Consider the following 24823-nt stretch of genomic DNA (forward strand, 5'->3'; position numbering starts at 1 on the left):
CAGAGCCATACACCGGCTGTTGTGTATAACCGAAATGTCATCCTGTTTATCGACAAGTGAATAAGGGGAGTCTCTCTTGCCTTCGCTTGGGCTACACCCTCTACCAATTGCAACCATGAATAACTGGTAATATTTAATAGATCTACCAATCCGAACAGAGATTAAACACTTCTCTAACCCAAGGTCCATACAGATCTTGTGAATGATTTCACACCTTAACTATATCAAAAAAACTGTCTTGACATCTTGTAGCACTATAATGTCCTCTACAACAAGGCTGTTAAAGTTCCTCCAAGCGCTCCCAAGAGTACCACAATCCATGGCGGCAACTTCCAAAATACTAGCGCAATAAACAATACGGAGGCTAATACGAAGTCAACCGGGGACAGGATTGAACTTGTCCAGATGGGATCGTAGAACGCAGCGAGGAGTATGCCCACGACCGCGGCATTTACTCCGACCAATGCACCCTGAATTTTAGGTAATCGACGAAGTGTATCCCAGAATGGCAACGTACCAATGACAAGGAGAAAGGCCGGCAAGAAAATCCCAGCGGTCGCGACCAAAGCGCCAGTCCATCCATGAATCACAGCGCCAAGGTAGGCGGCAAAAGTGAACAGTGGGCCAGGGACAGCTTGAGTTGCTCCATACCCTGCAAGAAATGCTTCTTCCGTTACCCAACCCGTAGGAACAAGCTCCCTTTCAAGCAGTGGTAATACAACGTGGCCTCCGCCGAAAACAAGGGAGCCTGAACGATAAAAGCTGTCGAAGATCGATACCCATCCTCTTGGTCCTAATCCACTTGCAATCGGAAGCAGGAACAACAGCGCAAAGAAAAGAATCAAGCTAAATACGGCTATGTATTTAGGTATAGGGACTTGGATTTTGGGAACATCAGACGGCTTTATTTCTTTGTACAAAAATAATCCAAGGATCCCCGCAGCGATAATGATGGCGACTTGACTTACCGCCGTTTGCCAAAGTAAAGCAATCCCCGCTGAAACTATGGCAATCGTAATCCGATTCCTGTCTGGAGTTAGCTTTTGCCCCATACCCCAGATGGCATGTGCGACAATGGCAACAGCGACTACCTTTAACCCATGAATCCAGCCCGAATGCCCAACATCGAAACCTTGCAATAACATGGCGAAAAGCACCAGCGCAATGACCGAAGGCAGCGTGAATCCAACAAAGGCAAACAGGCCGCCTAACAAACCCGCCCGCATGATTCCGATGCCAATTCCCACCTGGCTGCTGGCTGGTCCAGGAAGGAACTGACAAAGAGCAACTAAATCGGCGTAACTTCTTTCGTCCATCCACTGCCGTCTTCTTATATATTCATCGTGAAAGTACCCGAGGTGAGCGATCGGTCCTCCAAAAGAAGTTAAGCCTAGCTTTGTGGACACGCCTAACACTTCAAGAAGGCGTTTTACACGGTACGAGTCCTTGTTAACGGTTTGATGAGTGCTTTGCATACGATCCTCCTATTCGGACAATTTTTCTAAAGAACCCAATTTTGAGCATACTACATGTAAAACTCCGACGAAAGGGTGAAATGATGAGAATCATGATTTACGATGGCTGGTGCGAATGGGAATACAGGTTTTCGCCAATTGATCCTTCGCTATTGAATTCGCTTCGGCAAGGTGGATATACGCGGTACCCGAATAACGCGGCCAAATGCCACGATCCGTCGTAGATAAACACGTTTAAGCAACGGCTTATCGCATCGAAGGCAACAAAAATACATAACGCTATAAAGATAACAATCGCTTAATTACGAAAGTTAACATAGTGAAAGTAAGCATGAACGATAATTACCATCAGTGCCGGGATGATCAAACTTTGGTACAGCGAAAATGAAACGTAATGTGCGGGAACTGGCGGCATCTTATAGAATTTGATGGGATCCGCAAGCAAATACGAAATATTGGTATTCGCGAAGTCGATAAACAAAAAAACGAAAGCAAGGGATTTACGGGGCATTTTATTTTGGAAAAGGCTTACTTTAAAATCAAATATAGTCATTCTTTCCCTTTACGCCTTCCAATATTTGTGAGTAAATAGGTGTGGATAAGAAAGGGGGAGAATTATGTTTGTTATCGATAAACTTCCCGAGACCATTGGAAATCAGCTTACGGAAAAATGGTTGTTCCACTCTGTATCCGATTTAATGAACGATGGTCAATTCGGAGAACAATGGTTAGTTTTAACGGAGAAGGAAGTTTCGGTTTGGAGTACGGACGGGGTACAAGTTTCTAAACTTGCGATCTCGGATATTACCGATGCTCGAGCTGTAGGCGGAGTGGGCGGCGGTTCGCTGCTTGCCGATACCAAAGGCGGTCCGGTCGTGCTCATACGATATACAGCATCACTCACCTCGATTTTTGGATTCGCTTCCAAATTAATCGGTGCGGTTGCCAAAGGGGAAGAGCGGCCCACTGCTTCCGAGAAAGAATTTCCAAGGAATTGTCCGAATTGCCGCAATCCGCTGCCGGACGGATCTCAAGCTTGCCCAGTGTGTAAAAGCAACGGCAAGGTTCTGTTCCGAATGTTAAGTTATGCCAAACCCTATAGAATACAGATGGTTGCAGCGGCAATTATGTTGATCTTTACAACATTAGTGGAGCTTATTCCGCCTATATTGACCAAAATGATCCTTGATGATGTGTTGGCTCCAAAAGATATGGGTTCTACTCTTCTTTGGATTGTCATTGGACTCGCAGCCACTTCGTTGGTGGTCACTCTAATGCAGACGGTGCGCGGGATTATCGGGGTTTGGATCGGCTCCAAATTGATGGGAGATCTTCGCCATGACGTCTATCATTCATTGATGAGATTGTCGTTATCCTTCTTCGATAGAAGGCAGACATCGCAATTTATCGGACGGGTGAACAACGATTCGGAGGCGATGCGGCAATTCATGACGGATGGCGTGATATGGGTTGCAGGCGAATCTCTGCGGGTTGTCGCTATTTTCATCATTATGTTTAGCTTCGATTGGAAATTAACTCTGCTCGCGATGTTGCCTATACCGCTTATGATTTTGGTGTCCAGCGTATTATGGCCGATGATCGGCAGGCGTTGGTATCAGCAGTGGAGGTCTATTTTTAGACTAAATGCATTGGTTGGCGATTCTCTGCAGGGTATCCGCGTCGTCAAAGCGTTCGGTCAGGAAACTACGGAAATGTCGCGCTATACTGCGGCTAATAAGGAATTAGTTCGGTACAATATTCGGATTGAAGGTCTGTGGCAGGGCATGTTTCCCGTATTTGCGTTAGTTGCCGGGGCGGGTTCTCTATTAATCTGGTATTACGGCGGCAAAACGGTGCTTAATGGCGGAATATCCATCGGTACGCTGATCGCTTTAATTACGTATCTGGGTATGCTTCTTGGACCTCTGCAGTGGGTAAGCCAAATGATCAATTGGGCAACTCATGCGATTTCGGCAGCGGATCGGGTATTCGAGATTATGGATACGCCATCGGATGTGCCCGAAACCGCGAATCCAGCCCACATCGGCCGCGTTAGAGGCGAGGTAGAGTTTCATCAAGTTACATACGGATATGAAAAGCATCACCCTGTGCTCAAAAACGTGAACTTAAAGGTTGCCGCGGGAGAGATGATCGGACTGGTCGGCCATTCGGGAGCGGGGAAGTCGACGTTCATCAACCTGATCTGCCGATTCTACGATACGGATGAGGGTTTCATTACGATCGATGGAACGGACATCTGTCAGATCAGCCAGTTGGACCTGCGTAAGCAGATTGGCGTAGTTTTGCAGGAGACGTTTCTGTTCGACGGGACCATTGCCGAGAATATCGCCTATTCGAAACCGGAAGCGACAGAGGAAGAGATCATGCGTGCCGCCAAGATCGCGAATGCCCATGATTTTATCGTTAGGCTGCCCGACGGCTATGACACTAGGGTGGGAGAGCGCGGACACAAGCTTTCAGGCGGAGAGAAGCAGCGGGTGTCTATCGCCCGGGCGATTATTCACGATCCGCGGATCCTAATCCTGGACGAAGCGACGGCTTCCGTGGATACGGAGACGGAGCGGCAAATCCAAGAAGCGATTTCGCGTCTGGTTAAAGGCAGGACGACGTTCGCGATCGCCCATCGATTGTCGACTCTGCGCAATGCGGACCGGCTTGTCGTGCTGGAACGCGGTAAGATCGTTGAAGTGGGTACCCATGAGGAACTGCTTAGTACGGAAGGCGCTTATTTCAAACTAGTCGAGGCGCAGAAGGAAATGTCCAAGATTAAAGGGGTGGAAAATGCATGAGCGATCCGAACGGCATCGGTAACGAATCGAACCCCAATGACCCGTATGAAATCAACATTCTCGAACCCGGAGCTGTCTCCTTTAGCCGCAGTCAAGGCGGCGTGTTTCAAGGGGTGGTCGAGGGCAAGGCTTATGAAGAAATGATCCTTTTTCGTATATTTCCCTTTCAATATACGACCAAGTATATTTCCGTCCGTGACGCCAAAGGCGATGAAATCGGCGTCATTCGCGACATTGACCAGCTCGATGAAGAAAGCCGGGCGGAAATGGACAAAGAACTGCAGCTGCGTTATTTCCTTCCGCTTGTGACCCGCATTGATGCTGTTAAACAGAAATCCGACCTATGGATTTGGGATCTGCAAACGAATTTGGGTCCAACCCGCATCGTAATGCGAAACCTGCATGAACATATGCAATACCCAAGCGTTAACCGGATCATCCTCACGGACATCAATGGCAAAAGATGCGAAATCCACGATTGGCAAGCCTTGGACGGCCATAGCCGGAACCAGTTGAAAGACGTTATATAGGGGGACAAATCAACGCAGGATGAACGTTTCATAGTCCAGGCGGTCAAAATGAACGTTTCAAATGCGATATTGGCTGAGTGGACGTGTGAGGTGGTCAAAATGACCGTTTCAACGTGCAAATCGAAACATCGACGCTTAGTTTGGGTGTCAAGACGGTCAAAGTGACCGTCTCAAAATGCGAAGTTAGCTCAGTGAACGTGTGAGGTGATCAAAATTACCGTTTCGGTTAAGTGAAATCACTTCTGTCGTGGCAGATCATTCCTACGACCCGATAACCGTGAGCTCCTTCGGGAAAGAAGTCAGCACCTCGACTCCGTCCGGAGTGACGAGCACGTCGTCTTCGATTCGGACTCCGCCGACGGAAGGGATATAGATGCCGGGCTCGACGGTGAACACCATGCCCGCGAGCAAGAGATCCTCGTTCCGTCCATGGATCGAAGGATACTCGTGTATGTCCATTCCGAGGCCATGTCCAAGCCGATGATTGAAGTAGGGGCCGTAACCGGCCGCTTCGATCGAATCACGGGCAGCGCGGTCCAAGCTGCCGAAGGAGACCCCCGGGCGAATCGCTTCGATCGCTCTGACATTACCCTCCAGAACGGCGCCGTAAATTTTCTTCATCTCGTCCGAGATCTCTCCGACCGCGAATGTCCGCGTAATGTCCGAGGCATAACCGTCCGCGAAGACGCCAAGATCGAACAAGAGCAGTTCCCCTTCGGCCACCTTCCGTTGATCCGGATGGCCATGTGGAAGCGCCGACTTGGCTCCGGAAAGCACGATTGTATCGAACGAGGGGCCTTGGGCTCCGAGCTTCTTCATCTGGTATTCCAGTTCAGCGACCAAATCGATTTCCATGACGCCGGGTTTCACCTTGGCCACGCCCAAGCGCAGCACTTCTTCGACGATCCGAACGGCATTTTTCATCCGGTCCACCTCGTCAGGCGTCTTGATTGCGCGCATCTCGCGCAGCGGCAATCCGATATCGACGTAAGTCGTTGCGCCGACTGCCGCGCTAATCGCCTCGAAGCGACGAACGCTTAGATCGTCTTTTTCCACGCCCAGACTCCGTATCCCTTTAGGCATCAGCTTATTCAGGATCTCGTAAGCATCATCCGTGTCGGAATGCGTATGTATGATAGAAACCGAGGAAGCTGCCCGGGCGGCATCGTAATCGAGCGCAGGCACGAGCAACAGCGCCTCTTCTCCCCTTGGCAGGAGCAGTCCTAGGAACCTTTCATGAGGTTCGGTGGCGAAGCCGGTCAAGTAATAGACATGCTTCGGAGAAGTGATCAGCATCGCATCGAGCTGGTTATGGTCTAAATATGCGTAGAGTTTATTTATTCGGGAAGTCATCCTCTTGCACCGCCTTTTCTCCCTATATTACTAGGTCCGACGGGAAGTATCCAGCACTACAGTTGCCGTTCGTCTGAAGGCCGTGCTTTCGAATTGATTGTCGCTCGACGAAGGTTGGAGCTGGATTGGTTTGCTGTAGCCATACTTTTTATGGTTGCACGAGTGTGTAAGCTCAATTGGTTTGCTGTAGCCATACTTTTTATGGTTGCACGAGTGTTGGAGCTAGATTTGTCTGGCTGTAGTCAGTCAGAGTCAGGGCACTGTAGGATTCGGACGATCTTCTCTTTTGTTTTCTATTAAGCTATAATGCTCAGTGAGATACTAGCTTGACCAATTGAATATTTTACAGCCTGTAGGTGCCTTAGACGCGTCAAGCGTGTAAGGTTAAAAGGGAAGTCGGTGCAAATCCGACGCGGTCCCGCCACTGTATATCGGGGATAACCTCGCAAGTCCACTGTTCCGCTAGGAATGGGAAGGAGAGGGAGTCGTCTAACCCGTAAGCCAGGAAACCTGCCTACTCGGCTTCGCCAACGAACATCCTTCGCGGAAAAGGACTGGCCGAATCGGGATATATACGCAATATTGCTGGATTTATTCTGCATTTTCCCTGAATCTGCTGACCCCTTGTTTCCATATGGAGACAAGGGGTTTTCTCGTTGAATGGCTCTGCCGGTAAAACATTCGATCGTTCAAGCCCTTCTCCATCACTTATTTCGAAGGGAAGATTGAAATGAAACAACGTTTATGGTTAATGGGATTAATACTTGCTTTGGTCGTTGTATTAGCGGGCTGCGGCTCGAAGAACGATACGAATTCCGCGAATTCGGAGAATACGGCAGCGAGCGCTTCCGCCTCTCAGGCAACCGAATCACAGGCGAGCGAGGAAGCTCCGGCAAGCGACGAGTCGAAACAAACGACCTATCCGCTTACGGTAAAGGATACGAGCGGGCAGGATATTACTTTTACGAAGGCACCTGAGAGAATAGTATCGACTTCCCCGTCGGAAACGGAGATTTTATTCGCGCTCGGTCTTGGAGATCAGGTCGTGGGAGTCTCGGATTACGATAACTTTCCGAAAGAAGTGGAAAGCAAGCAGAAGGTAGGCGGAGTCACGGAGCCGAATATGGAAGCCATTATCGCGGCCAACGCGGACTTGGTTATCTCGGGCATATCGATCAAAGATACGGCGTTGGAGAAAATGCGTTCCCTGGGCCTGAACGTACTCAGAACGGATCCTAAGAAAGTAGAGGATGTTTTCAATAACATTCTCCTAATCGGGCAAATCAGCAACAAACAAGCGGAAGCGGAAGCGCTCGTAGCGAAGATGAGAGAAGACGTTCGCAAAGTGACGGAGGCAACGGCCACAGTAAAGCCTGAAGACAAGAAAAAGGTTTACATCGAGTTCTCACCGGGCTGGACGGTAGGCAAAGGCGAGTTTATGGACGAGTTGATCGCTATGGCCGGGGGGATTAACATCGCTTCCGACATCGAAGGCTGGAGCGCCATTAACGAAGAAAAGATCATTAAGGATAATCCGGACGTAATTATTTATACCCTGAATATAACTGATGAGAGCGGCAAAAAGCTGGAAGACCTTATTCAAGGACGCAGCGGATGGGACAAAATCAAGGCGATCGCGGACAAGAATTTGGTAGGGTTGGACGGCGACACCCTTTCCCGGCCGGGACCAAGAATTACGGAAGCTCTTCTTCAGATTTCTAACGGGATTTACCCGGGATTGGTTAAATAGTGAGCAGAAAAATATTCATCTGGGGAGGAGCCGGCTTGTCGCTGCTCCTTCTTTCTATAGTCTTGAGTCTGTCTATGGGCGCCGCGCATTTGCCTCTGGCCGAAGCGTGGGGAATATTGATGCACCAGTTGCCTGTTATCGGGAATTGGATCCAAGCCGACTGGCCGGTTTCATCCGAGCAAATCATTCTCAAGGTCCGATTGCCCCGCGTTCTCTTAGCTATTCTCATAGGAGCATGCCTATCTTTTGCCGGTGCGGGTTTTCAAGGCGTGCTTCGCAATCCGCTCGCCGATCCTTACACGTTAGGCGTAGCTTCCGGATCTGCGGTGGGGGCTGCCTTCATTATCTTATTTGGGTTTCAGACGTTTCTGCTCGGCATGTGGACGATACCGATCGCCGCTTTCGGAACGGGCATCGTCAGCTTGCTCGTCGTGCTCCGATTAGCCAGAATTCATGGCAAATTCCAGCTAGAGACTTTAATCCTATCCGGAGTTGTCGTGCAAGCCTTCCTTGGATCGATGGTTTCCTTCATGGTATCCCTGTCCGATGAAGTCGTGAACGAAATCGTGTTCTGGTTGATGGGGAGTCTGTCCATTCGCGGCTGGCCTTTTACTATCATGCTGATTCCATATCTGGTTGTCGGTCTTGCGGTTCTCCTAACCTACGGCCGAACGTTGAATCTCATTGCTCTAGGCGAGCGGCAGGCCGAGCATCTAGGCGTCAACGTGGCAAGAACGCGACTTATCGTTCTGATCGTCTCTACATTAATCACGGCTGCAGCCGTGTCCGTAGCCGGAACGATAGGGTTCGTCGGACTTGTCGTTCCCCATCTGGTGCGGTTGATGGTTGGACCCGATTATCGGTTATTGCTTCCGATTACGGCTATATTCGGCGGGATATATCTGTTATGGGCGGATACGCTTGCCCGCATGCTGTTAAGCCCGACGGAAATTCCGCTTGGCGTCGTCACGGCTTTCCTCGGTGCGCCTTTCTTCGCTTTTTTGTTGAGAAAAAACAAGAGAATGAAAGGGGCGTAGAGACATGCTGCAAGTAAATGATCTCTGCAAGTCCTATCACGATACCAAGGTGCTGGATGATATTCGGTTCTCCATCGACGATGGCGACTTTTTCGGCATCTTAGGTCCCAATGGCAGCGGGAAATCGACGTTGCTCAAGCTGATATCCGGAGTGGAAAAAGCCGACTCGGGCCAACTGTTGCTCGACGGCACGCCCGTGGAGAACTATTCGCGCAAGCAGTTGTCCCGCACCATGGCTGTCCTGCAGCAAGAGTCGCTTCCTCCGGTAGACTTCACCGTGCAAGAGGTGGTAGAGATGGGGAGATTTCCCTATCAGAACTGGTTGGGAGAAGAGAAAGGGAATCAGGGACATATCGTGGACTCGATCCTTCATAAGCTTAATCTTGATCCTTTACGGGACCGGTCATTGCAACAATTGAGCGGCGGAGAGAGACAACGGGTTGCTCTTGGCAAAGTGATGGCTCAACAACCGCAATGGCTTCTGTTGGATGAGCCGACGACTTACCTGGACATCGGTTATCAGATTCAGATGATGGATCTCATCAAGGCGTGGCAGAAGGAAGAGAAATTGACGGTCGTCGCTGTGCTTCATGACCTCAATCTGGCTTCGATCTACTGTAACAGGATGCTGCTGATGCAGGGCGGCAACGGTATCCGCGTCGGGGCTCCTAAGGACATTTTGCAGAGCGAGCTTATCCAACAGGTCTATGGCACGGAGCCGATTATCGTCGAGCACCCTGTCCACCGTTTGCCGCAAATCATGCTTCAACAAGGAGGGTCATTCATTGAATAAGGTGGATCAGACCATTGAACGGATTCAAATGCCTAACGAATCTGCTAGGCAAGAAGCTTCGCGATACTTAGACACCTTAACTAAACCGATGAGAAGCTTGGGCAGATTGGAGGAACTGGCCGTTCAACTAGCCGGCATTACGGGAACTCTTCCTCTGGATGTTATGAGAAAAGCGATCGTGGTCATGGCAGCCGATCATGGCGTATGCAAGGAAGGGGTCAGCGCGTACCCTTCGGAAGTCACCTCGCAGATGGTGATGAACTTCCTCAATGGCGGAGCGGCGATTAACGTACTGGCTCGTCAAGCGGGAGCTGATGTCGTCTGCGTCGATATGGGCGTGAATGCAGATCTGCAGCATGAGTCTTTATATGTTCGCAAGGTTAAGAGAGGGACCGGAAATATCGCCATCGGAGAGGCGATGAGCCGCGATGAAGCGATTGCGGCGATCGGACACGGAATCGAGCTCGCCGAGGAACTGGCCGAGAAGGGCTATCGTCTATTCGCGACAGGCGAGATGGGAATCGGGAACACGACGCCAAGCGCGGCGATGCTGGCGGTACTCGCAGGCATCGAGGTTGAACAAGCCATTGGCCGCGGAACCGGAATCGACGATATCGCGATGAAGCGTAAGCGGGATGCGATAGAGAGGGCGATCGCCGTAAACAGACCGGACGCGGAAGATCCGCTGGACGTGCTAAGCAAGCTCGGCGGCTTAGAAATCGCAGGGCTTGTCGGTGTTATTTTAGGCGCAGCCGCACGCGGTTGTCCGATTGTGATTGATGGATTTATAGCTTCTATTGCAGCGCTTACGGCGGCTCGTCTGGCTCCGCAGTCGCTCAGCTATATGATTCCCTCCCACGTCTCCCAAGAAAGAGGACATCGTCTCGTTCTGGAGCAGCTAGGTCTGGAGCCGATGATGGACTTGAAGATGAGGCTGGGGGAAGGTACCGGCGCGGCATTGTGCTTCAACCTGGTCGATGCTGCCGTTCTGATCATGAAGGAAATGGCAACCTTCGAAGGTGCCGGAGTTTCTCGTGAATAAACGTTAGCGATCAAACTGCCATTAGGAGAGGGGAGTCAGAAATGATGGTTGTACTCGTAACGGGGGGAGCAAGAAGCGGGAAGAGCACCTTCGCGGAACGATATGCGTCTCGCTTGGGGTCGGGCGGCATATACATTGCCACTGCCCAAGTCTATGAGGAAGAAATGCGGACGAGGGTACGAAGGCATCTCGAGCGACGAGAGCGTTCCGACTTCGACTGGGAGACGGTAGAAGAGCCTTATCATCTCTGCGATGCGCTTAATGCGTCCGATCATCCGATCATCCTCGTAGACTGCTTAACCCTGTGGTTATCGAATTGGCTGCTCTTTTACGAGAAGGAAGCAGATCCGGAGAGCCGCGTGCTGCTTAAAGTGGAGGAGTTGATCCGAACGTTATCCGAGCGACCGGGCACGATCCTATTGGTTACCAATGAGGTCGGCGACGGGATCGTACCCGAATACAAGCTTGGTCGGCAATTCAGGGATCTGGCGGGAGTCATGAACCAGCGAATCGCACGGATCAGCGAGCAAGTGATCTTGGTCACGGCGGGCATTCCGATCGAGTTGAAAAGCAGGGAGTTCAAGTTGGACGATGGGAACGGGTGAATGCTTTGATTTTCTACTCTTTGCCGGAAGTGTTATTCCTGCTAGCAGGTGCTATCGTACTGGATTGGTTGATTGGTGATCCGCGATGGTTGCCTCATCCGGTGATCTTCATAGGTAAGTGGATCGGTTATTGGGAGAGGCGGCTGCTGCCTCGTACGACTAAGCGCCGGAACGGCATTCTGCTAACGTTAATCATAACCTCATCCAGCTTGGCGCTGGTCTGGATCCTGACGGCAGCCGCATCGTGGGTGCATCCGTGGTTCGGTTACGCCGTCCATCTGTGGTTGATATCCACGACGATTGCGATTAAAGGCCTGAAGGATGCAGCTATGCTCGTGTACGATCGGTTGAGCCGAGGGGAACTAACTGAGGCTCGTAAATATACGGGATATATCGTCGGTCGAGATACGGACGAATTGGATGAAGCGGAGCTGTCCAGGGCGACGGTAGAAACCGTTGCGGAGAATACGGTGGATGCGGTGATCTCGCCTTTGTTCTTTGCTTTTCTGGGCGCAGCCCCGCTGGCTATGCTGTACCGTGCCGTCAACACGCTGGATTCCATGGTGGGATACCGCAATGACAAATACATTCATTTCGGGTGGGCATCCGCCCGCTTGGATGATGTCTTGAACTGGCTCCCGGCAAGGCTCACGGGCCTCATGCTCATTATCGTCTCCGCGATCTATCGACCAGCTTCCGCAATCCAAGCCTGGAGGTCGGTTATCGCTTTTGCGCATTTGCATCCGAGTCCGAATAGCGGCATTCCGGAAGCAGCCGTAGCAGGAAGCCTTGGCATTCAGCTCGGGGGCCTGAATCGGTATGGCGGCGCGATCAGCGAAAGGGCACGGCTCGGATGGGCTGCGCGAAAGATAGAAAAGGTAGATATTATCCATACGATACGGCTGTTATACGGAGTAAGTTATTTAGTCATGGGGGGATTGTTATGCGCAGCTTGCGGATGGTTATTATAGGTTGGCTGCAGGCATTCGCTGCCGCCGTTAAATTTCTGACCCGGATCCCATTGCCCGTTACCATTCCCTATACGGATGCCCATTTTCGCAGGAGCGTTGTTTTCTACCCCTATGTGGGATTGCTGATCGGTCTAATCGTTACTGTCGCCGGGTTCCTGTTGGATCCGGTTTTTCCTGCTTCCGTTAGCGGGATCTTGCTTGTCGCCTTGTGGACCTTGTTATCCGGAGCGCTGCACTTGGATGGACTAATGGATACGGCAGACGGGTTGCTCAGCCACCGTTCCAGGGAACGAATGCTCGAGATCATGAAGGACAGCCGGGTCGGAGCGATGGGCGTTATCGTGTGCGTATTCTATATCGGGCTCAAAATAGCGCTGACCATCTCTTTGCTTGAGGATCGGCGAGAGGAAGGGCTGATGCTTCTTATGCTTATTCCGGTTTGGAGCCGGAATTTCATGGTCACGGCGATTGCCGGCTGGCCCTACGCCAGGAAGGAGCAGGGCTTGGGTTCGCTGTACCGCTCTGCCCGTATGAAACATGCCGTGATCTCCGGACTAGGCGCTATTCTCTTATCGGCTGCTATTCTATTTCTCATTTTCGGCTGGACCGGGACGGCGGGGTTGGTGATTCTCTCTTTCGCGTTCGTCTCCTACGGGATAGGCTTCGCGATGGCAGCCGCTATCTCTCGTAAGTTAGGCGGACTTACCGGCGACGTGTATGGCGCGCTGAACGAATGTATCGAACTGGGCTTGTTATTGGCGCTTGTTAGTTATTTGTACAACGTGGGATAGGGGGGAGAAAAGGATGAGACTTGAGCGATATGGTCATGGCGGAGATTTGTGGACGGCTGCGGAGACTTATGGCCATCCCGTGGAAGATTGGCTCGATTATAGCTCGAACATGAATCCATGGGAACCGCCGGATGTGGTGGAACACCTCATAAAGGAGCATTGGCGGGAGATAACGCGTTATCCGGATCCCGCGGTTCGACGATTGCGGAGCAAGCTATCCGAAGCTTATCGAATTCCGGCTGACAGTATTCTCGTGGGGAACGGGGCCGCCGAACTCATCGATCTCGTAGTCAGTGCGCTGCAACCGGAAGAAACCGTCTTGGCGCGCCCTTCTTTCTCGGAATATGAAGAAGCGGTACATAAAGCCGGGGGGCGGGTACGTTCCGTCTCCTTATCCAGAGATCAACAATTCGAACTGAGGGACGCGAAGGAATTCGCCGGTCACGATCGAACGGTTTTCCTCGGACATCCGAATAATCCCACGGGCCGATTGATTCCAACCCCGGTGTTGGATGAGCTGCGGGAATCCGGAACGCGAATGATTCTGGATGAAGCGTTCATGGATTTCCTTCCGGACGAAAGCGAGCTTTCTTATATCCGATGGGCATCCGAGTCAAAACACATCCAAGTGATCCGTTCGATGACCAAATTCTATGCCATTCCGGGCATTCGGCTGGGCTTCCTGATCGCGCATCCCGACCTGATCCGTAGGTTAAAAAACTTACAAACGCAATGGAGCGTTAATTTCCTAGCCCAGCTGATCGGGGAAGCCGTGTTGGATGAGCATGACTATGCCGACCGAACAAGAGCATGGCTGTTGGAGGAACGTCCGTGGCTAGTAATCGAGCTGGGCAAGCTCGGGCTTGTCGTGTTTCCGAGCGACGTGAATTTTCTGTTGGTCGCATTGCCCGAGCCCAGCGATTGGAACGTACGGCGACTTCAGCAGGCGATGGCTGAACGAGGCATTATGATTCGGGATGCTTCGCTCTTCCAAGGGCTGGATGCCTCCTACTTCCGTATCGCCATTCGCCTTCGGCAGGACAACGAGCGCTTGTTGAAGGCGCTGAAGGAGTGTTTGCAATGATGGAATCAACCCAATCGCAGGCGGTTACGCTCATGATCCAGGGGACGGCTTCGGACGTGGGCAAGAGCCTGTTGACGGCAGCGCTATGCCGCATTCTGAAGCAAGACGGTAGACGGGTGGCCCCTTTCAAATCGCAGAACATGTCGCTGAATTCCTATGTCACGCCTGACGGCAAAGAAATCGGCCGGGCCCAAGGGATGCAGGCGGATGCTTGCGGGATTGAGGCGACGACGGATATGAACCCGATTCTGCTGAAGCCGAAGAAGGACATGGAAGCTCAGGTCGTCGTCCACGGCAAGCCGATCGGAGATCTGGGAGCGAGGGAATATCGGGAGCAGTATCTTCCTCTAGCAGAGCAGATTGTGAAGGATGCCTTGTTCAGGCTCCGGGAGAAGTACGATGCCGTGATCATCGAAGGAGCGGGCAGTCCCGCGGAGGTCAATCTGAAGGATCGCGATATCGTGAACATGCGTCTTGCCGGTTGGGCGGATGCGCCGGTTATTCTGGTTGCCGATATCGATCGGGGCGGCGTGTTCGCAGCCATCGTCGGGACGATGGAAATTCTGGAGCCGGAGGAAAGGGATCGCGTTCAAGGCATCATCATCAATAAATTCCGCGGAGACGTCTCGCTTCTAACGCCTGGCCTAGATTGGCTGGAGCAACGGATCCAGAAGCCGGTGCTCGGAGTCGTGCCCTTCCTGAACGATCTGGTGCTGGAAGATGAGGATTCCGCATCGCTTGACGGAAAGGTAAACCGGTGGGGGACATCACCTGATCCGCAGATCGATATTGTCGTTATTCGCCTGCCTCACCTCTCCAACTTTACGGATTTCGATCCGCTATTGAAGGAGCCCGGCGTTCGCGTCCGCTTCATTCGTTCGCTGCAAGAGTGGGGCCAGCCCGATGTCGTTATTTTGCCAGGCAGCAAGAATACGGTGGAAGACATGCTGTATCTAAGAGAATCCGGTTTGGTGCAGAAGCTGTTCAGCCATATCGAGAGCGGCGGGAGAGTGACCGGCATATGCGCGGGCTATCAGATGATGGGACGAAGGCTGCTTGATCCAGATCACGTGGAATCGAACGTGCCGGAGCTTGCGGGACTGGGGATATTTCCGATGGAGACGGTGTTCACGAAGGACAAAAGAACGGAACGAATTAACGGTCACACGGTAGCGGGCTTCAAGGAAAACGGCATCGCAGTGGAAGGATATGAGATTCATATGGGAAGCACGACTTTCCTGCAGCCTGTTACTCATCCTTTTCACATTCGTCTCAACCGTCTTTCCGATGAGCCTGAATCCTACCATTGGGATGGAGCTATCGCGCCTAACGGGTTGGTATGGGGTACGTATATTCATGGGATTTTGCATAATGACGATTTCCGGCACCGTTGGTTGAATGAGGTTCGAAGCGGGAAGGGCGTGCCCCTGTCCGAGCATGAGATATCCTTTAACGGGCTCAGGGAGCAGTCCTTCGATCGTCTGGCGGACCATGTCCGGCAGCATGTGAATATGGAGCGGGTCTATCAGATCATGGATCGATGGAATTCAATAGATTCAGCGAAGGTGAGGATGAAGGATGAGTAAGCCGAGCAAAGAAAGAGGTTTGACGCTAGTCTACACGGGAGACGGCAAAGGGAAGACGACAGCAGCGCTCGGTTTGGCGGTTCGAGCTACGGGCAGAGGGTTGAAGGTTCTGGTCATTCAGTTCATTAAATCCCCTCAAAGGACATATGGGGAGAAAATCATCTTCGATAAGCTGGGTATCGAGATCCATCAGATGGGTATCGGGTTTACGTGGTTGAAGACACCTGAGGAGCATCGCGATGCGTTGAGCGCGGCATGGACTTATGCAAAGGCGCGCATTAGGGAAGGGAAACATCAACTGATTATTCTGGATGAAATCAATAATGCCCTGGCGATCGATACTTTTCCGATTGATGACGTTCTGCCTCTGAATGAGGTATTGGAAGTTATTCGAGACCGCCCGCAAGGTTTGCATCTCGTTCTGACCGGCCGGAGCGCACAACCGGAGATCATCGCGATCGCGGATCTGGTTACAGAGATGAACCCGATCAAGCACTATTACGAGGAAGGCATCCCTGCCGTCATGGGCATCGAGCTGTGAAGGAGTCGAAGAATAAAATGAGAATCGCTTCCCTTTGTCCGAGTAATACAGAGTTGCTAGATTTCATTGGGTTATCGGACTCTATTGTAGGCGTAGACAATTACTCCGATTGGCCCCGTACGATTGAAGGGCTTCCGCGACTCGGAACGGATATGGATATCGATATGGATGCGGTCGAGGCGCTTCGTCCGGATCTGGTCGTCGCATCGCTCACCGTGCCGGGGATGGAGAAGAATATAACGGGCTTGAAGGAGAGGAACCTTCCTTATATCGTACTGAGTCCCAATAGCTTAGCAGACATCGGTCAGAATATGCTGCTCGTCGGCGAGGCGACAGATACGCTTGCTCAAGCTACGGCTGCGCTGAGTAAGTATGAAGGGGTTCTGAATCAATATGGGGAGTTAAGCAGTCTCATTCCCGATCGGCCAAGCCTTTACTGGGAATGGTGGCCGAAGCCGGTATACACGCCGGGAGGCGGGAATTGGCTAACGGAGATCAGCGAGCTGGCCGGTGCAAGAAACGTATATGCCGATGACGCCAGAGCGAGCGTGATGACCGATTGGGAGGACGTGCTAAGCCGAACTCCGGATTATATCCTGCTTGCATGGGTAGGCGTTCAAAAGCATTTGGTCAAGCCGGACTCCGTCAAGCAACGGCCGAACTGGTTCGACCTGCAGGCTATACGGCAGGGGAGAGTCCATATCATGGAAGAACCTTTGTATTGCAGACCGTCTCCTCGTCTCCTCGTAGGATTGCGGAAGCTGGCTTATTTTCTGCATCCGGAGATTTTTCCTGCCTTCTCTCTCTCTGAGGGTTAGGAGATAGATGGTAATTCAGAGAGATTTGCGGTTTCCGTATTTCTTGATAAAAACAGGACATAATTATGCAAGCACAATTTAGAGGAGAATTTTATGAAAAGAATGCTGTGGGTCGTTCTTATGATGTCCTGCGGAGCTACGTTTATTTCCACATTATTCCCTTTATATGGGGAGCATTATCGGCTGAGCAGTCTGGAAATCACCATTTTGTTTGCCGTTTATGCCGCAATCCTGCTGCCGACCTTGCTTGTCGTGGGGGCAAGAGGGAACGCCTGGGGATTGAAAAGGGTTCTTCGCTGGAGTATATGGATTTCCATCGCATCGACTTTGCTCTTTATAGGGAGTTTCAACGTCTGGATGCTCTATGCGGCAAGGATTTTGGAAGGGATCGCATATGGCGCTTTTACAGGTACTGCCAGCGCTTTTCTATTAAAACAGACCTCGCCCAATAAAGTGGGTACGGCAATCAAGTTATCCGGAGTAACGGTAAACATTGGTTTTGGCCTCGGCCCAGCCATTTCAGGTTTAATCGTGCAATATCTTCATTTTCAGCCGCTTCGTTTGCCTTTTTGGTTTCTGCTTGTCATGTTATTGAGTTCCTTGGTCGTTCTGGAAATGTTACCGAAGCACGAAGATTCCCAAGCGCAGAAACCGGTTAAGACTAAGATTTCGCTCGGTGTTCCCGACAATATTCGTTCCCATTTTTGGTCTTTTATCGGACTTCCGATTTTTACTCTTTTCACGTTAGGCGGAATTGTGTTTTCTCTTATTCCTTCTTTCGCTATGAACGTCATTCACACCACCAATATTTCTATTCCCGGGTTGTTAATCTTATTGCTTCTAGGCGGGGGGGCCTTAATGCAGTTCTTTCCTTGGCCGCCTAATCCCGTTACACGGATGCGTATTGGAATCCTGTTTCTTGCCATTGGATCGTGGGTCATTGTTTTTTCTGGTCAGACGGCGAGTTTATTTTTGATCTGGGTCGGCATCTTCATTCAAGGAATTGGCGCCGGATGGACGTTTCAAGTTACTTTAAGGTTTGCCAGCCAGTTGCCGAAGCCGGAAGAACGTCCGCGAGTCATTTCTGCATTTTATTTTTGCGCTTACTTAGGATTCATTGTTCCCCCTGTTGGCGTCGGAGTGCTGACTCAATTTTTTAATTTGAACTTCTCGTTGATCCTTCTAAATTTGTTTGCTTCGCTAATCGTTATCTATGTGTTGATTTATTCCATCAGATTTAATCGTTATTATTCGAAGCTGGCGGAGAACCAATAACCCCCATGGACAATATCATCTTTGTCCACGGGGGTTATTGGTCTAATTGGTACTATCTTGGCAGATCGGCGGATACTTTGGTCAATAAGGTTTTATTGCGATCGGCGCTAAGCTCCCAGAACATCGCTCCGGCTAATCCTTTCGACTTAAGGAAGCTGGTTTTGTAACCGATAGATTCTACGTCGTCATAACTGATAAATACTTGCGTTGACGGATTATATAGATAAGGTACTTTAGCGGTATTATTCCAATTGCGAGTGTATCCGTTTAAGTTAATGTAATTGGCTTGCAGATCGGAGAAGTCGAACACGCCGCCTTCCCAAGTGCCTTGAGAAGATGCGCCGGTACAAGCTTTATAATTTCCCCCTGCGCTGGTACATCCGCCCCATCCGCGACCGTAGAAGGGAAGACCCAGCACGAGTTTGCTTGCCGGCACGCCGGCATTCAAGTGACCGTTCACGCCAGCCTCGACATTTAACGCAGCAGCATTTGAAGATGGATCGGCAGGATCGAAATATAACGGTGCGTTGTTGCCGCTTGTCGTTTCCCATCCGCCATGGAAATCATAAGTCATGATGTTAATCCAGTTCAGATATTGCTGCAGAGTGCCTAATTCCGTATTCTGCACGTAAGCAGGACCGGCACTGGATGCGATCGTTAACAAATAAGTCTTGCCATCGGCTGTACCTGCGGCATTAAGTTTTTCGCGCAATTTTTGCAGCAGTAAAGTGAAGTTTTGTTTGTCTTCCGGGCGACCGGCTTGTAAACCGCCGCCAACCGGATACTCCCAATCGATGTCAACGCCGTCGAAGCCCCAATCGCGAACGAATTTGACAGCGCTGTCCGCGAATACCGTACGGAGTGCATCGGTCGAAGCGGCGTTGGAGAAGTTGCCAGACCAGGTCCAACCGCCAACGGATATGAGCGTCTTGAGGTGCGGATTGCTTGCTTTTAATTTGTTTAATTGGTTGAAGTTGCCGCGTTTGCAGCCCGCATCCCAACAATCCCCGGGAAAGAATTTATCCGTATCCGCATAGGTGTCGCCGACGACAACCTCTCCAGCAGTCGAAACATTGGCAAACGCATAATTAATGTGGGTAATTTTAGTTGCGTCAATATCGGAAACATGGTAGTTTCTTGCGTACGTTGCCCATGAAGGATAGTAAGCCACGATTTTGTATCCGCCGCTGGATGCTGCATTAGTCGTTACGCTTATAGCATTGCTTGCCGCTGATACATTGCCGGCCGCATCTTTGGCTTTGACGGTAAAGCTGTAAGCAGTGCTAGCGGTAAGACCCGTTACGGTGAATGATGTGGTTGTCGATGTACCCGCTAATGTCGTTCCTTTGAAAATGTCATACCCGGTTACGCCTACATTATCCGTGGACGCGGTCCATGATAAGCTGACGGACGTATCCGTCTTGGAAGGCGATGTTAGGTTCGTTGGTGCGCTAGGCGGCGTAGTGTCCGAACTGGGTGCGTTAGTCGTTACGCTTAACGCATTGCTTGCCGCAGAGACGTTGCCTGCCGCATCTTTGGCTTTGACGGTAAAGCTGTAAGCAGTGCTTGCAGTAAGACCGGTTACCGTGAACGATGTCGTTGTGGATGTGCCCGCTAATGTTGTTCCTTTGTAAATGTCATATCCGGTTACGCCTACATTATCCGTGGATGCAGTCCATGATAAGCTGACGGATGTATCCGTCTTGGAAGGCGACGCCAAGTTAGTCGGTGCGCTTGGCGCTTGCGTATCGCCGCCGGAACCTGCGGTGATGGCAATAGCGGAAATCGTAGCGTAATTTGCCCCGCCGTTCATATTAAACTGAATGTTCAATTGACCGTCTGTCACATTTGCTGTGAACGTACGATCGCACGCCACAAACTTGCCGCAAGAAGCAAAGATGTCAAAGGCGGTTAAGACATTTACGCCTTCGAGCTTTACGTCGAACATCCGATGACCCGCGGCTGTCGCCCAATCTTCAACCATTTTTAACGTTACGTTATAAGTGCCGTTTGCCAAGTCTACTTTGTAGCCGGTATTAGCGCTAAACAGATCGTAGGATTGATACAGAGAAGGGTCCGATGTGCCGGAGACGGCATTCGTAAAGGTGCTGCCGCCATACAACGTATCGTATCCCCAGCTGCCGGCACTATAGCTTTTATCCGCCTGCCACGACTTCCCGTCGCTACCGTTGTAAGCGGTTCCATTAGAATTGATAAATAATGGAGTTGTTACCGCCGCAGAAGTAACGGTTGAAAAAATCGGCATTATGCTTAATAGAATCGCAGCGATGAGAGCAAAGACGAACACTTTTTTCGAGGGATTTGGCTTAAGTCGATCAGTCCTTTTTTTTAGTATTCCTGTTAACATAATATCGCTCCTTTAATCGTTTTGTGGATCTTCGAAATCAAAACGATTATTTTCACCTCCTAACTGAAAATGTATTTGCTAGATTGAAGACTAGCATCTAATGTAATTTTCTGTGTATACAATATAAGACAACTGAAACCACATTTTGATAGGGTCAAATTAATACTATCCGGGATAATTTTCGATACACGAAAAAGCAGCCCTGGGGGGATCCCCTGAGCTGCGGGTAATGAATGATGATATGCCGCTATATCTGTCTACAAGGTTAATTCGATTGCTTCCAGTAGCAAGTCTGCGAATGCTTTGTCGATCTTTTTGCCGGATTGCGCCTCCACTTTGTTCGCCAAGGTGTTTTTTTCATTGATTGTGATGAATCTCTAAGTTTTTGGTATCGATGATAATACCTGCTTGCTGCATGAAATCAAATCCGAGGATTCCATTGATGGGAAATCCGTAATTCATTTCTCCAACTTCAATTTCAAAATGATTGAGTTGTATTTCCTCTATTTCAATGGTGTTTATAGTTTTGAAAAAGACAACTTCGGAGCCACCGATTCCTCTAATGGCACATGTATAATCATTGGCTTCAGGGTAAACTCCAATACTACGTAACAACTCAGCCTTAAAAATTGTTCCTGCAGAGCCAGTGTCGATAAGGACATTGTTGAGAGTGATTTCTTGATCTCTGAATGTCACTTTTACAGAAATGAAAGGTAGGCCATTAATGAGTTCAAGGTTCATCGTCCACCCCTAATTCCAATCCATCTGCGTTCTCGAATTTCAACTCTTTGTCTCGATGTGTGGAAAAAGTAAAATTCGTTGGAAGGACGATCTCTTTGCAATTCATTGCATCTCTTCATGGCTTCGAAGGAGTCATCGAATTGTTGTACAATGGCCATATCCTCAACAAGACGCAGACCGTTATCAGAGTGTGCTTGAATTGCCTCAATGACAACCCAATCGTTAGGATATAAATGTTGAACCTCATCCCACCTCATAATAATCCTCCGTTCACTGCTTTTGAGTAAATTATAAACTAGCATGACATTGCCTACTACCCCAATATTTTGGATCAACCAAATTTTAGTAGATAAATTATTCTGAGATATGCGCAAAGGGAGGAGTCCTTCGATCGTTTGGCGGACCATGTCCTGCAGCGTGTGAATATGGAAAGATCGGGTTCTTTCCGGTTCTTGGGTCTGCCCATTGCCTTAGGGAAGCAGGATTTCCAGCTTACGTTCGTCGGATTTGCTGGCAGCGGCCATGGTAATCCGGCCTCCTTGGTTCGAGCTTCTTTTTTTGGTGGAGGACATTGGGATTCGTTCGCACTGGAGAAATAAACAGACATTTTCAAATTAAAAGGAAATCTGTCAGTAAAAATCGAATATTGGGTAGAGGTGAAGTCATGACTATCAATGAAAGGTCCGTACTGAAACAAGCTTACAATAATTTCGCAGAGCACAGAGAGCAGACTCAAATAGAGCCTTGGAAGTATAAAGAACGAGAACAATTTCTACGTTATCTCCGCCAAGAAGGACGCAGCACTGTTCTAGAGATTGGTGCAGGTACGGGGCGGGACAGCTTATATTTTCAGCAGGAAGGGCTTCAAATTGTCAGCGTTGATCTATCGGAGGAGATGGTCAGGCTTTGCAAAGAGAAGGGGCTTGAAGCTCGCTGCATGGATTTCTACCATTTAGATTTTGATTCCGAAAGCTTTGACGCAGTATACGCCTTGAATTGCCTGCTTCATGTTCCAAAGGTGCAGCTAGATACGGTTCTTGAACAGATCGAACGGGTGCTGAAGCCTGGGGGCCTGTTTTTCTGCGGCGTATACGGAGGGCAGGAGTCGGAAGGGGTTTGGGAAAAGGATTTTTATGAGCCTAAACGATTCTTCTCCATGTTCGAGGATGATGCCATTGTGAAAGTTATGCAGCGTCGTTTTCAAATGGAAGACTTTCATACAGTTTCAATGAGTGAAGGGGCTCCGCACTTCCAATCTATGTTGTTGAGAAAATCAAGACTACCGAAAGAAGAATTGGTTCGTTAAAATGTTTAATCCACTAATACAGTTCTATGGTCATGTGAAGGCAATTGAGAGTTCCTTGATAATTATTTTTAAATTAATTTCTTCGACAGATCCTACACGAGTATATATCAGTAGCCCTATTTTGGCGATATGTGGAAATTACTATAGATCTAAAAATAGCGAAATGGTAGAATAATGGAAATGTTAGTTAATTTGAAGGGTGACTTTATGAGACAAGTTCCTCAATTTGAAAACCAGAAGCAAGAAGTTTTTTATCTTGTTAAGAGGATGATCAAAGATATATCTATAATCGTTGTTATTGCTCTTGTTATGGCGATATCTAAACCTGACAGATATGATTTTGCTAATTGGGCAGGAGAGAGAAACGTTAACGATTACTATTTAGATAATTTCTTTGTTGTCAATTTACTTACTAGTAAAGATGGGGATATAGCTATTGGAGTTTTTAAGAATGTCTTTACTTTGGATTTACATAAGGAGTCACGACAATGAAAACTAAACAATTGAAAGTCTGGACAAAAGTTGAGATGTCGGATGGAATCGAGTATGAATATGACGCTCACGATTTCGATTATAAAGTTTCAATTGAGATCCAAGCATGGGAACATTATGATGTTAATTGCGATATCGACCATCCGAATTGGAAGAAATTTAACGAGAAGTATGAAGTTGTGGCTATTGCTAATGGTTTCGCGAGAGAAAACGATGCAAATATCAGGATTCAATATGATATCGAGTTCTTTGAGGAATATAGGTCTAACCTGCTGATTAAGAGAGCGCTAAAGAATGCTACTGTAATTATCAAGGAGAAGTTGGATGAGTATTATAATGGATAAAGATAAAGAAGTTAAAAATGAGTGAGTAAAGTTATTTGGTGTTATAAATTGATATTTAAGAGGGGAGACCCTCTTTTTGTTTGCTAAAAAGGAGAGTGCAATATAAATGTTTAATGTAGGTAACAAGTATTCTAGAAAAGACATATATAAGCTTTTGAATGTGCCAGAACATCAACAAGGCGGAAATTGGGATACAGGATATAATAGTTATTTGAATGATTTGTTTATCTTTTCAAATGTCAATACAACGGGTAGAACAGGACATGACTATGATAATCATTTTGTAGGAAATGACTTTGTATGGTATGCAAAGAACCGTACACATCTTCGACAACCATCAATTAAGCGAATGCTAAATCCGATTGGTGCAATTCATATCTTCGTTAGAGAAGATAACAACAACCCTCAATTTCTATATGTCGGTAAAGGAAGACCGATTAAGGTGTTTGATGAGTCACCAGTGAAAATAGTTTGGAGGTTTGACGAGGTTCAGGACTCAGGACAATTAGAAGATGATGAAATGCATTATGAAGGAGCAAGTAAGTAAATATTTACGAGAGAAATCCTTTAGCTAGAATGAAGTGTATTGACCATTATGGATTTAACTGTATGGTATGTGGATTTAACTTCCACGAAACTTACGGTGAAATAGGAAGGACATATGTACATGTTCACCACCTATTCGAGATAAGTCAGATAAAGAAGGAGTACGTTGTTAACCCAATCAATGATTTAAGACCTGTTTGTCCTAACTGTCATACAATGTTGCATAAGAAGAAACCTGCTTACACCATAGAAGAATTCAAAGACATGATTATTGATACTAAGAACAAGTGAGCACACTTGAGATGCATATTCCATAATAAGGGGGGGTTACGTTAAGTGGCTTAAAGTTCGTTTTTCCTTCACGATGCAAATGGGCAACGCCCTTAAAATTTAGAATGATATAGGTATTTCTGCACTGAATTTCAAAGGGGTCCATCCGGGGTCTGTCAAATCTTTTGTGTAAACTCTCTTAATGCTTCCCCCCGAGGGGGGATGTTATCGTAAATGCTGTCCGATACGATCCGGGAAAAACACGGAAAGCTGCAGCAGCATTTGACCCCAGTTT

At 48.9% G+C, this 24823-nt stretch carries 24 protein-coding genes and 1 riboswitch; of the genes, 20 read left to right on the forward strand and 4 right to left on the reverse strand.

Annotated features, from left to right (window positions below):
- Positions 1 to 266 precede the first annotated feature (266 nt).
- Positions 267 to 1475: a chromate transporter gene (locus E2980_RS22310; RefSeq protein WP_135154441.1), complete on the reverse strand. Its 1209-nt coding sequence runs from the start codon at positions 1473 to 1475 to the stop codon at positions 267 to 269.
- Between the two features lie 617 nt (positions 1476 to 2092).
- Between E2980_RS22310 and E2980_RS22315 the strand changes: the two genes are divergently transcribed.
- Both E2980_RS22315 and E2980_RS22320 read left to right on the forward strand, forming a co-directional pair.
- Complete coding sequence (locus E2980_RS22315) at positions 2093 to 4285, forward strand: ABC transporter ATP-binding protein (RefSeq protein ID WP_135154442.1); 2193 nt, start codon at positions 2093 to 2095, stop codon at positions 4283 to 4285.
- Positions 4282 to 4815 carry a DUF1854 domain-containing protein gene (locus tag E2980_RS22320; RefSeq protein WP_135154443.1) on the forward strand — a complete coding sequence of 178 codons (534 nt, stop codon included), beginning with the start codon at positions 4282 to 4284 and terminating at the stop codon, positions 4813 to 4815. Before E2980_RS22315 ends, E2980_RS22320 begins: the two co-directional genes overlap by 4 nt.
- Before the next feature lie 261 nt (positions 4816 to 5076).
- Here E2980_RS22320 and E2980_RS22325 read toward each other — a convergent pair whose 3' ends face one another.
- A complete protein-coding gene (locus E2980_RS22325; RefSeq protein ID WP_135154444.1) occupies positions 5077 to 6168 on the reverse strand; it encodes a M24 family metallopeptidase in 1092 nt (363 codons plus the stop codon).
- 337 nt (positions 6169 to 6505) lie between these two features.
- A riboswitch (cobalamin riboswitch) is annotated at positions 6506 to 6700 on the forward strand.
- 198 nt (positions 6701 to 6898) lie between these two features.
- On the opposite strand from E2980_RS22325, the gene E2980_RS22330 reads away from it, so the two are divergent.
- From E2980_RS22330 to E2980_RS22385, 12 genes are all read left to right on the forward strand, one after another.
- Positions 6899 to 7918 carry an ABC transporter substrate-binding protein gene (locus E2980_RS22330; protein WP_135154445.1) on the forward strand — a complete coding sequence of 340 codons (1020 nt, stop codon included), beginning with the start codon at positions 6899 to 6901 and terminating at the stop codon, positions 7916 to 7918.
- Positions 7918 to 8955, forward strand: a complete 1038-nt coding sequence (locus E2980_RS22335) for a FecCD family ABC transporter permease (protein ID WP_135154446.1) — start codon at positions 7918 to 7920, stop codon at positions 8953 to 8955. The genes E2980_RS22330 and E2980_RS22335 overlap by 1 nt, the downstream gene beginning before the upstream one ends.
- Positions 8956 to 8959: 4 nt before the next feature.
- Positions 8960 to 9748, forward strand: coding sequence for an ABC transporter ATP-binding protein (locus tag E2980_RS22340; protein ID WP_135154447.1), 789 nt, complete (start codon positions 8960 to 8962; stop codon positions 9746 to 9748).
- 1 nt (position 9749) lies between these two features.
- Positions 9750 to 10790 (forward strand): nicotinate-nucleotide--dimethylbenzimidazole phosphoribosyltransferase, encoded by a 1041-nt coding sequence (gene cobT, locus E2980_RS22345; protein ID WP_420808669.1) that lies wholly within the window; start codon positions 9750 to 9752, stop codon positions 10788 to 10790.
- Between the two features lie 44 nt (positions 10791 to 10834).
- Complete coding sequence (gene cobU / locus E2980_RS22350; protein ID WP_135154460.1) at positions 10835 to 11395, forward strand: bifunctional adenosylcobinamide kinase/adenosylcobinamide-phosphate guanylyltransferase; 561 nt, start codon at positions 10835 to 10837, stop codon at positions 11393 to 11395.
- 5 nt (positions 11396 to 11400) lie between these two features.
- Positions 11401 to 12366 (forward strand): adenosylcobinamide-phosphate synthase CbiB, encoded by a 966-nt coding sequence (gene cbiB, locus E2980_RS22355; protein WP_135154461.1) that lies wholly within the window; start codon positions 11401 to 11403, stop codon positions 12364 to 12366.
- Positions 12339 to 13157 (forward strand): adenosylcobinamide-GDP ribazoletransferase, encoded by an 819-nt coding sequence (cobS, locus tag E2980_RS22360; protein WP_135154449.1) that lies wholly within the window; start codon positions 12339 to 12341, stop codon positions 13155 to 13157. The genes cbiB and cobS overlap by 28 nt, the downstream gene beginning before the upstream one ends.
- 13 nt (positions 13158 to 13170) lie before the next feature.
- The gene (cobD, locus tag E2980_RS22365) at positions 13171 to 14241 is read left to right on the forward strand and encodes a threonine-phosphate decarboxylase CobD (protein WP_135154450.1); all 1071 of its coding nucleotides are present in this window, start codon (positions 13171 to 13173) and stop codon (positions 14239 to 14241) included.
- Complete coding sequence (locus E2980_RS22370; protein WP_240703147.1) at positions 14238 to 15827, forward strand: cobyric acid synthase; 1590 nt, start codon at positions 14238 to 14240, stop codon at positions 15825 to 15827. The genes cobD and E2980_RS22370 overlap by 4 nt, the downstream gene beginning before the upstream one ends.
- On the forward strand, positions 15820 to 16368 hold the full coding sequence (cobO, locus tag E2980_RS22375; RefSeq protein ID WP_135154451.1) for a cob(I)yrinic acid a,c-diamide adenosyltransferase: 549 nt from the start codon (positions 15820 to 15822) through the stop codon (positions 16366 to 16368). The genes E2980_RS22370 and cobO overlap by 8 nt, the downstream gene beginning before the upstream one ends.
- Positions 16369 to 16385: 17 nt before the next feature.
- Positions 16386 to 17186: a cobalamin-binding protein gene (locus E2980_RS22380; protein ID WP_135154452.1), complete on the forward strand. Its 801-nt coding sequence runs from the start codon at positions 16386 to 16388 to the stop codon at positions 17184 to 17186.
- 93 nt (positions 17187 to 17279) lie between these two features.
- Positions 17280 to 18461, forward strand: coding sequence for an MFS transporter (locus E2980_RS22385; protein WP_135154453.1), 1182 nt, complete (start codon positions 17280 to 17282; stop codon positions 18459 to 18461).
- A gap of 52 nt (positions 18462 to 18513) precedes the next feature.
- On the opposite strand, the gene E2980_RS22390 is transcribed toward E2980_RS22385, so the two are convergent.
- Complete coding sequence (locus E2980_RS22390) at positions 18514 to 20829, reverse strand: glycosyl hydrolase family 18 protein (RefSeq protein WP_205700017.1); 2316 nt, start codon at positions 20827 to 20829, stop codon at positions 18514 to 18516.
- A 357-nt stretch (positions 20830 to 21186) separates the two neighbouring features.
- Positions 21187 to 21570 (reverse strand): retropepsin-like aspartic protease, encoded by a 384-nt coding sequence (locus E2980_RS22395; protein WP_135154455.1) that lies wholly within the window; start codon positions 21568 to 21570, stop codon positions 21187 to 21189.
- A 395-nt stretch (positions 21571 to 21965) separates the two neighbouring features.
- Between E2980_RS22395 and E2980_RS22405 the strand changes: the two genes are divergently transcribed.
- The 6 genes from E2980_RS22405 (at position 21966) to E2980_RS24840 (ending at position 24549) form a co-directional block, all read left to right on the forward strand.
- A complete protein-coding gene (locus tag E2980_RS22405; protein WP_135154456.1) occupies positions 21966 to 22169 on the forward strand; it encodes a hypothetical protein in 204 nt (67 codons plus the stop codon).
- Positions 22170 to 22234: 65 nt separating this feature from the next.
- The gene (locus E2980_RS22410; RefSeq protein ID WP_135154457.1) at positions 22235 to 22876 is read left to right on the forward strand and encodes a class I SAM-dependent methyltransferase; all 642 of its coding nucleotides are present in this window, start codon (positions 22235 to 22237) and stop codon (positions 22874 to 22876) included.
- 207 nt (positions 22877 to 23083) lie between these two features.
- Positions 23084 to 23368, forward strand: a complete 285-nt coding sequence (locus E2980_RS22415; protein WP_135154458.1) for a hypothetical protein — start codon at positions 23084 to 23086, stop codon at positions 23366 to 23368.
- Positions 23365 to 23712 (forward strand): hypothetical protein, encoded by a 348-nt coding sequence (locus E2980_RS22420; protein ID WP_135154459.1) that lies wholly within the window; start codon positions 23365 to 23367, stop codon positions 23710 to 23712. Before E2980_RS22415 ends, E2980_RS22420 begins: the two co-directional genes overlap by 4 nt.
- Positions 23713 to 23818: 106 nt before the next feature.
- Positions 23819 to 24259 carry a DUF3427 domain-containing protein gene (locus E2980_RS24835; protein ID WP_240703148.1) on the forward strand — a complete coding sequence of 147 codons (441 nt, stop codon included), beginning with the start codon at positions 23819 to 23821 and terminating at the stop codon, positions 24257 to 24259.
- A 62-nt stretch (positions 24260 to 24321) separates the two neighbouring features.
- Positions 24322 to 24549, forward strand: coding sequence for an HNH endonuclease (locus tag E2980_RS24840; RefSeq protein ID WP_240703149.1), 228 nt, complete (start codon positions 24322 to 24324; stop codon positions 24547 to 24549).
- Positions 24550 to 24823: the final 274 nt, after the last annotated feature.

This window comes from Cohnella luojiensis (assembly GCF_004564235.1).
Taxonomy (GTDB): domain Bacteria; phylum Bacillota; class Bacilli; order Paenibacillales; family Paenibacillaceae; genus Cohnella; species Cohnella luojiensis.

Excerpts from the sequence above, each read along its gene's own strand:
- E2980_RS22310 (WP_135154441.1), bottom strand. The coding sequence starts at position 1,475 with ATGCAAAGCACTCATCAAACCGTTAACAAGGACTCGTACCGTGTAAAA.
- E2980_RS22315 (WP_135154442.1), top strand. The coding sequence starts at position 2,093 with ATGTTTGTTATCGATAAACTTCCCGAGACCATTGGAAATCAGCTTACG.
- E2980_RS22320 (WP_135154443.1), top strand. The coding sequence starts at position 4,282 with ATGAGCGATCCGAACGGCATCGGTAACGAATCGAACCCCAATGACCCG.
- E2980_RS22325 (WP_135154444.1), bottom strand. The coding sequence starts at position 6,168 with ATGACTTCCCGAATAAATAAACTCTACGCATATTTAGACCATAACCAG.
- E2980_RS22330 (WP_135154445.1), top strand. The coding sequence starts at position 6,899 with ATGAAACAACGTTTATGGTTAATGGGATTAATACTTGCTTTGGTCGTT.
- E2980_RS22340 (WP_135154447.1), top strand. The coding sequence starts at position 8,960 with ATGCTGCAAGTAAATGATCTCTGCAAGTCCTATCACGATACCAAGGTG.
- cobU (WP_135154460.1), top strand. The coding sequence starts at position 10,835 with ATGGTTGTACTCGTAACGGGGGGAGCAAGAAGCGGGAAGAGCACCTTC.
- cobS (WP_135154449.1), top strand. The coding sequence starts at position 12,339 with ATGCGCAGCTTGCGGATGGTTATTATAGGTTGGCTGCAGGCATTCGCT.
- cobD (WP_135154450.1), top strand. The coding sequence starts at position 13,171 with ATGAGACTTGAGCGATATGGTCATGGCGGAGATTTGTGGACGGCTGCG.
- E2980_RS22370 (WP_240703147.1), top strand. The coding sequence starts at position 14,238 with ATGATGGAATCAACCCAATCGCAGGCGGTTACGCTCATGATCCAGGGG.
- cobO (WP_135154451.1), top strand. The coding sequence starts at position 15,820 with ATGAGTAAGCCGAGCAAAGAAAGAGGTTTGACGCTAGTCTACACGGGA.
- E2980_RS22380 (WP_135154452.1), top strand. The coding sequence starts at position 16,386 with ATGAGAATCGCTTCCCTTTGTCCGAGTAATACAGAGTTGCTAGATTTC.
- E2980_RS22385 (WP_135154453.1), top strand. The coding sequence starts at position 17,280 with ATGAAAAGAATGCTGTGGGTCGTTCTTATGATGTCCTGCGGAGCTACG.
- E2980_RS22390 (WP_205700017.1), bottom strand. The coding sequence starts at position 20,829 with ATGTTAACAGGAATACTAAAAAAAAGGACTGATCGACTTAAGCCAAAT.
- E2980_RS22395 (WP_135154455.1), bottom strand. The coding sequence starts at position 21,570 with ATGAACCTTGAACTCATTAATGGCCTACCTTTCATTTCTGTAAAAGTG.
- E2980_RS22410 (WP_135154457.1), top strand. The coding sequence starts at position 22,235 with ATGACTATCAATGAAAGGTCCGTACTGAAACAAGCTTACAATAATTTC.
- E2980_RS22415 (WP_135154458.1), top strand. The coding sequence starts at position 23,084 with ATGAGACAAGTTCCTCAATTTGAAAACCAGAAGCAAGAAGTTTTTTAT.
- E2980_RS22420 (WP_135154459.1), top strand. The coding sequence starts at position 23,365 with ATGAAAACTAAACAATTGAAAGTCTGGACAAAAGTTGAGATGTCGGAT.
- E2980_RS24835 (WP_240703148.1), top strand. The coding sequence starts at position 23,819 with ATGTTTAATGTAGGTAACAAGTATTCTAGAAAAGACATATATAAGCTT.
- E2980_RS24840 (WP_240703149.1), top strand. The coding sequence starts at position 24,322 with ATGGTATGTGGATTTAACTTCCACGAAACTTACGGTGAAATAGGAAGG.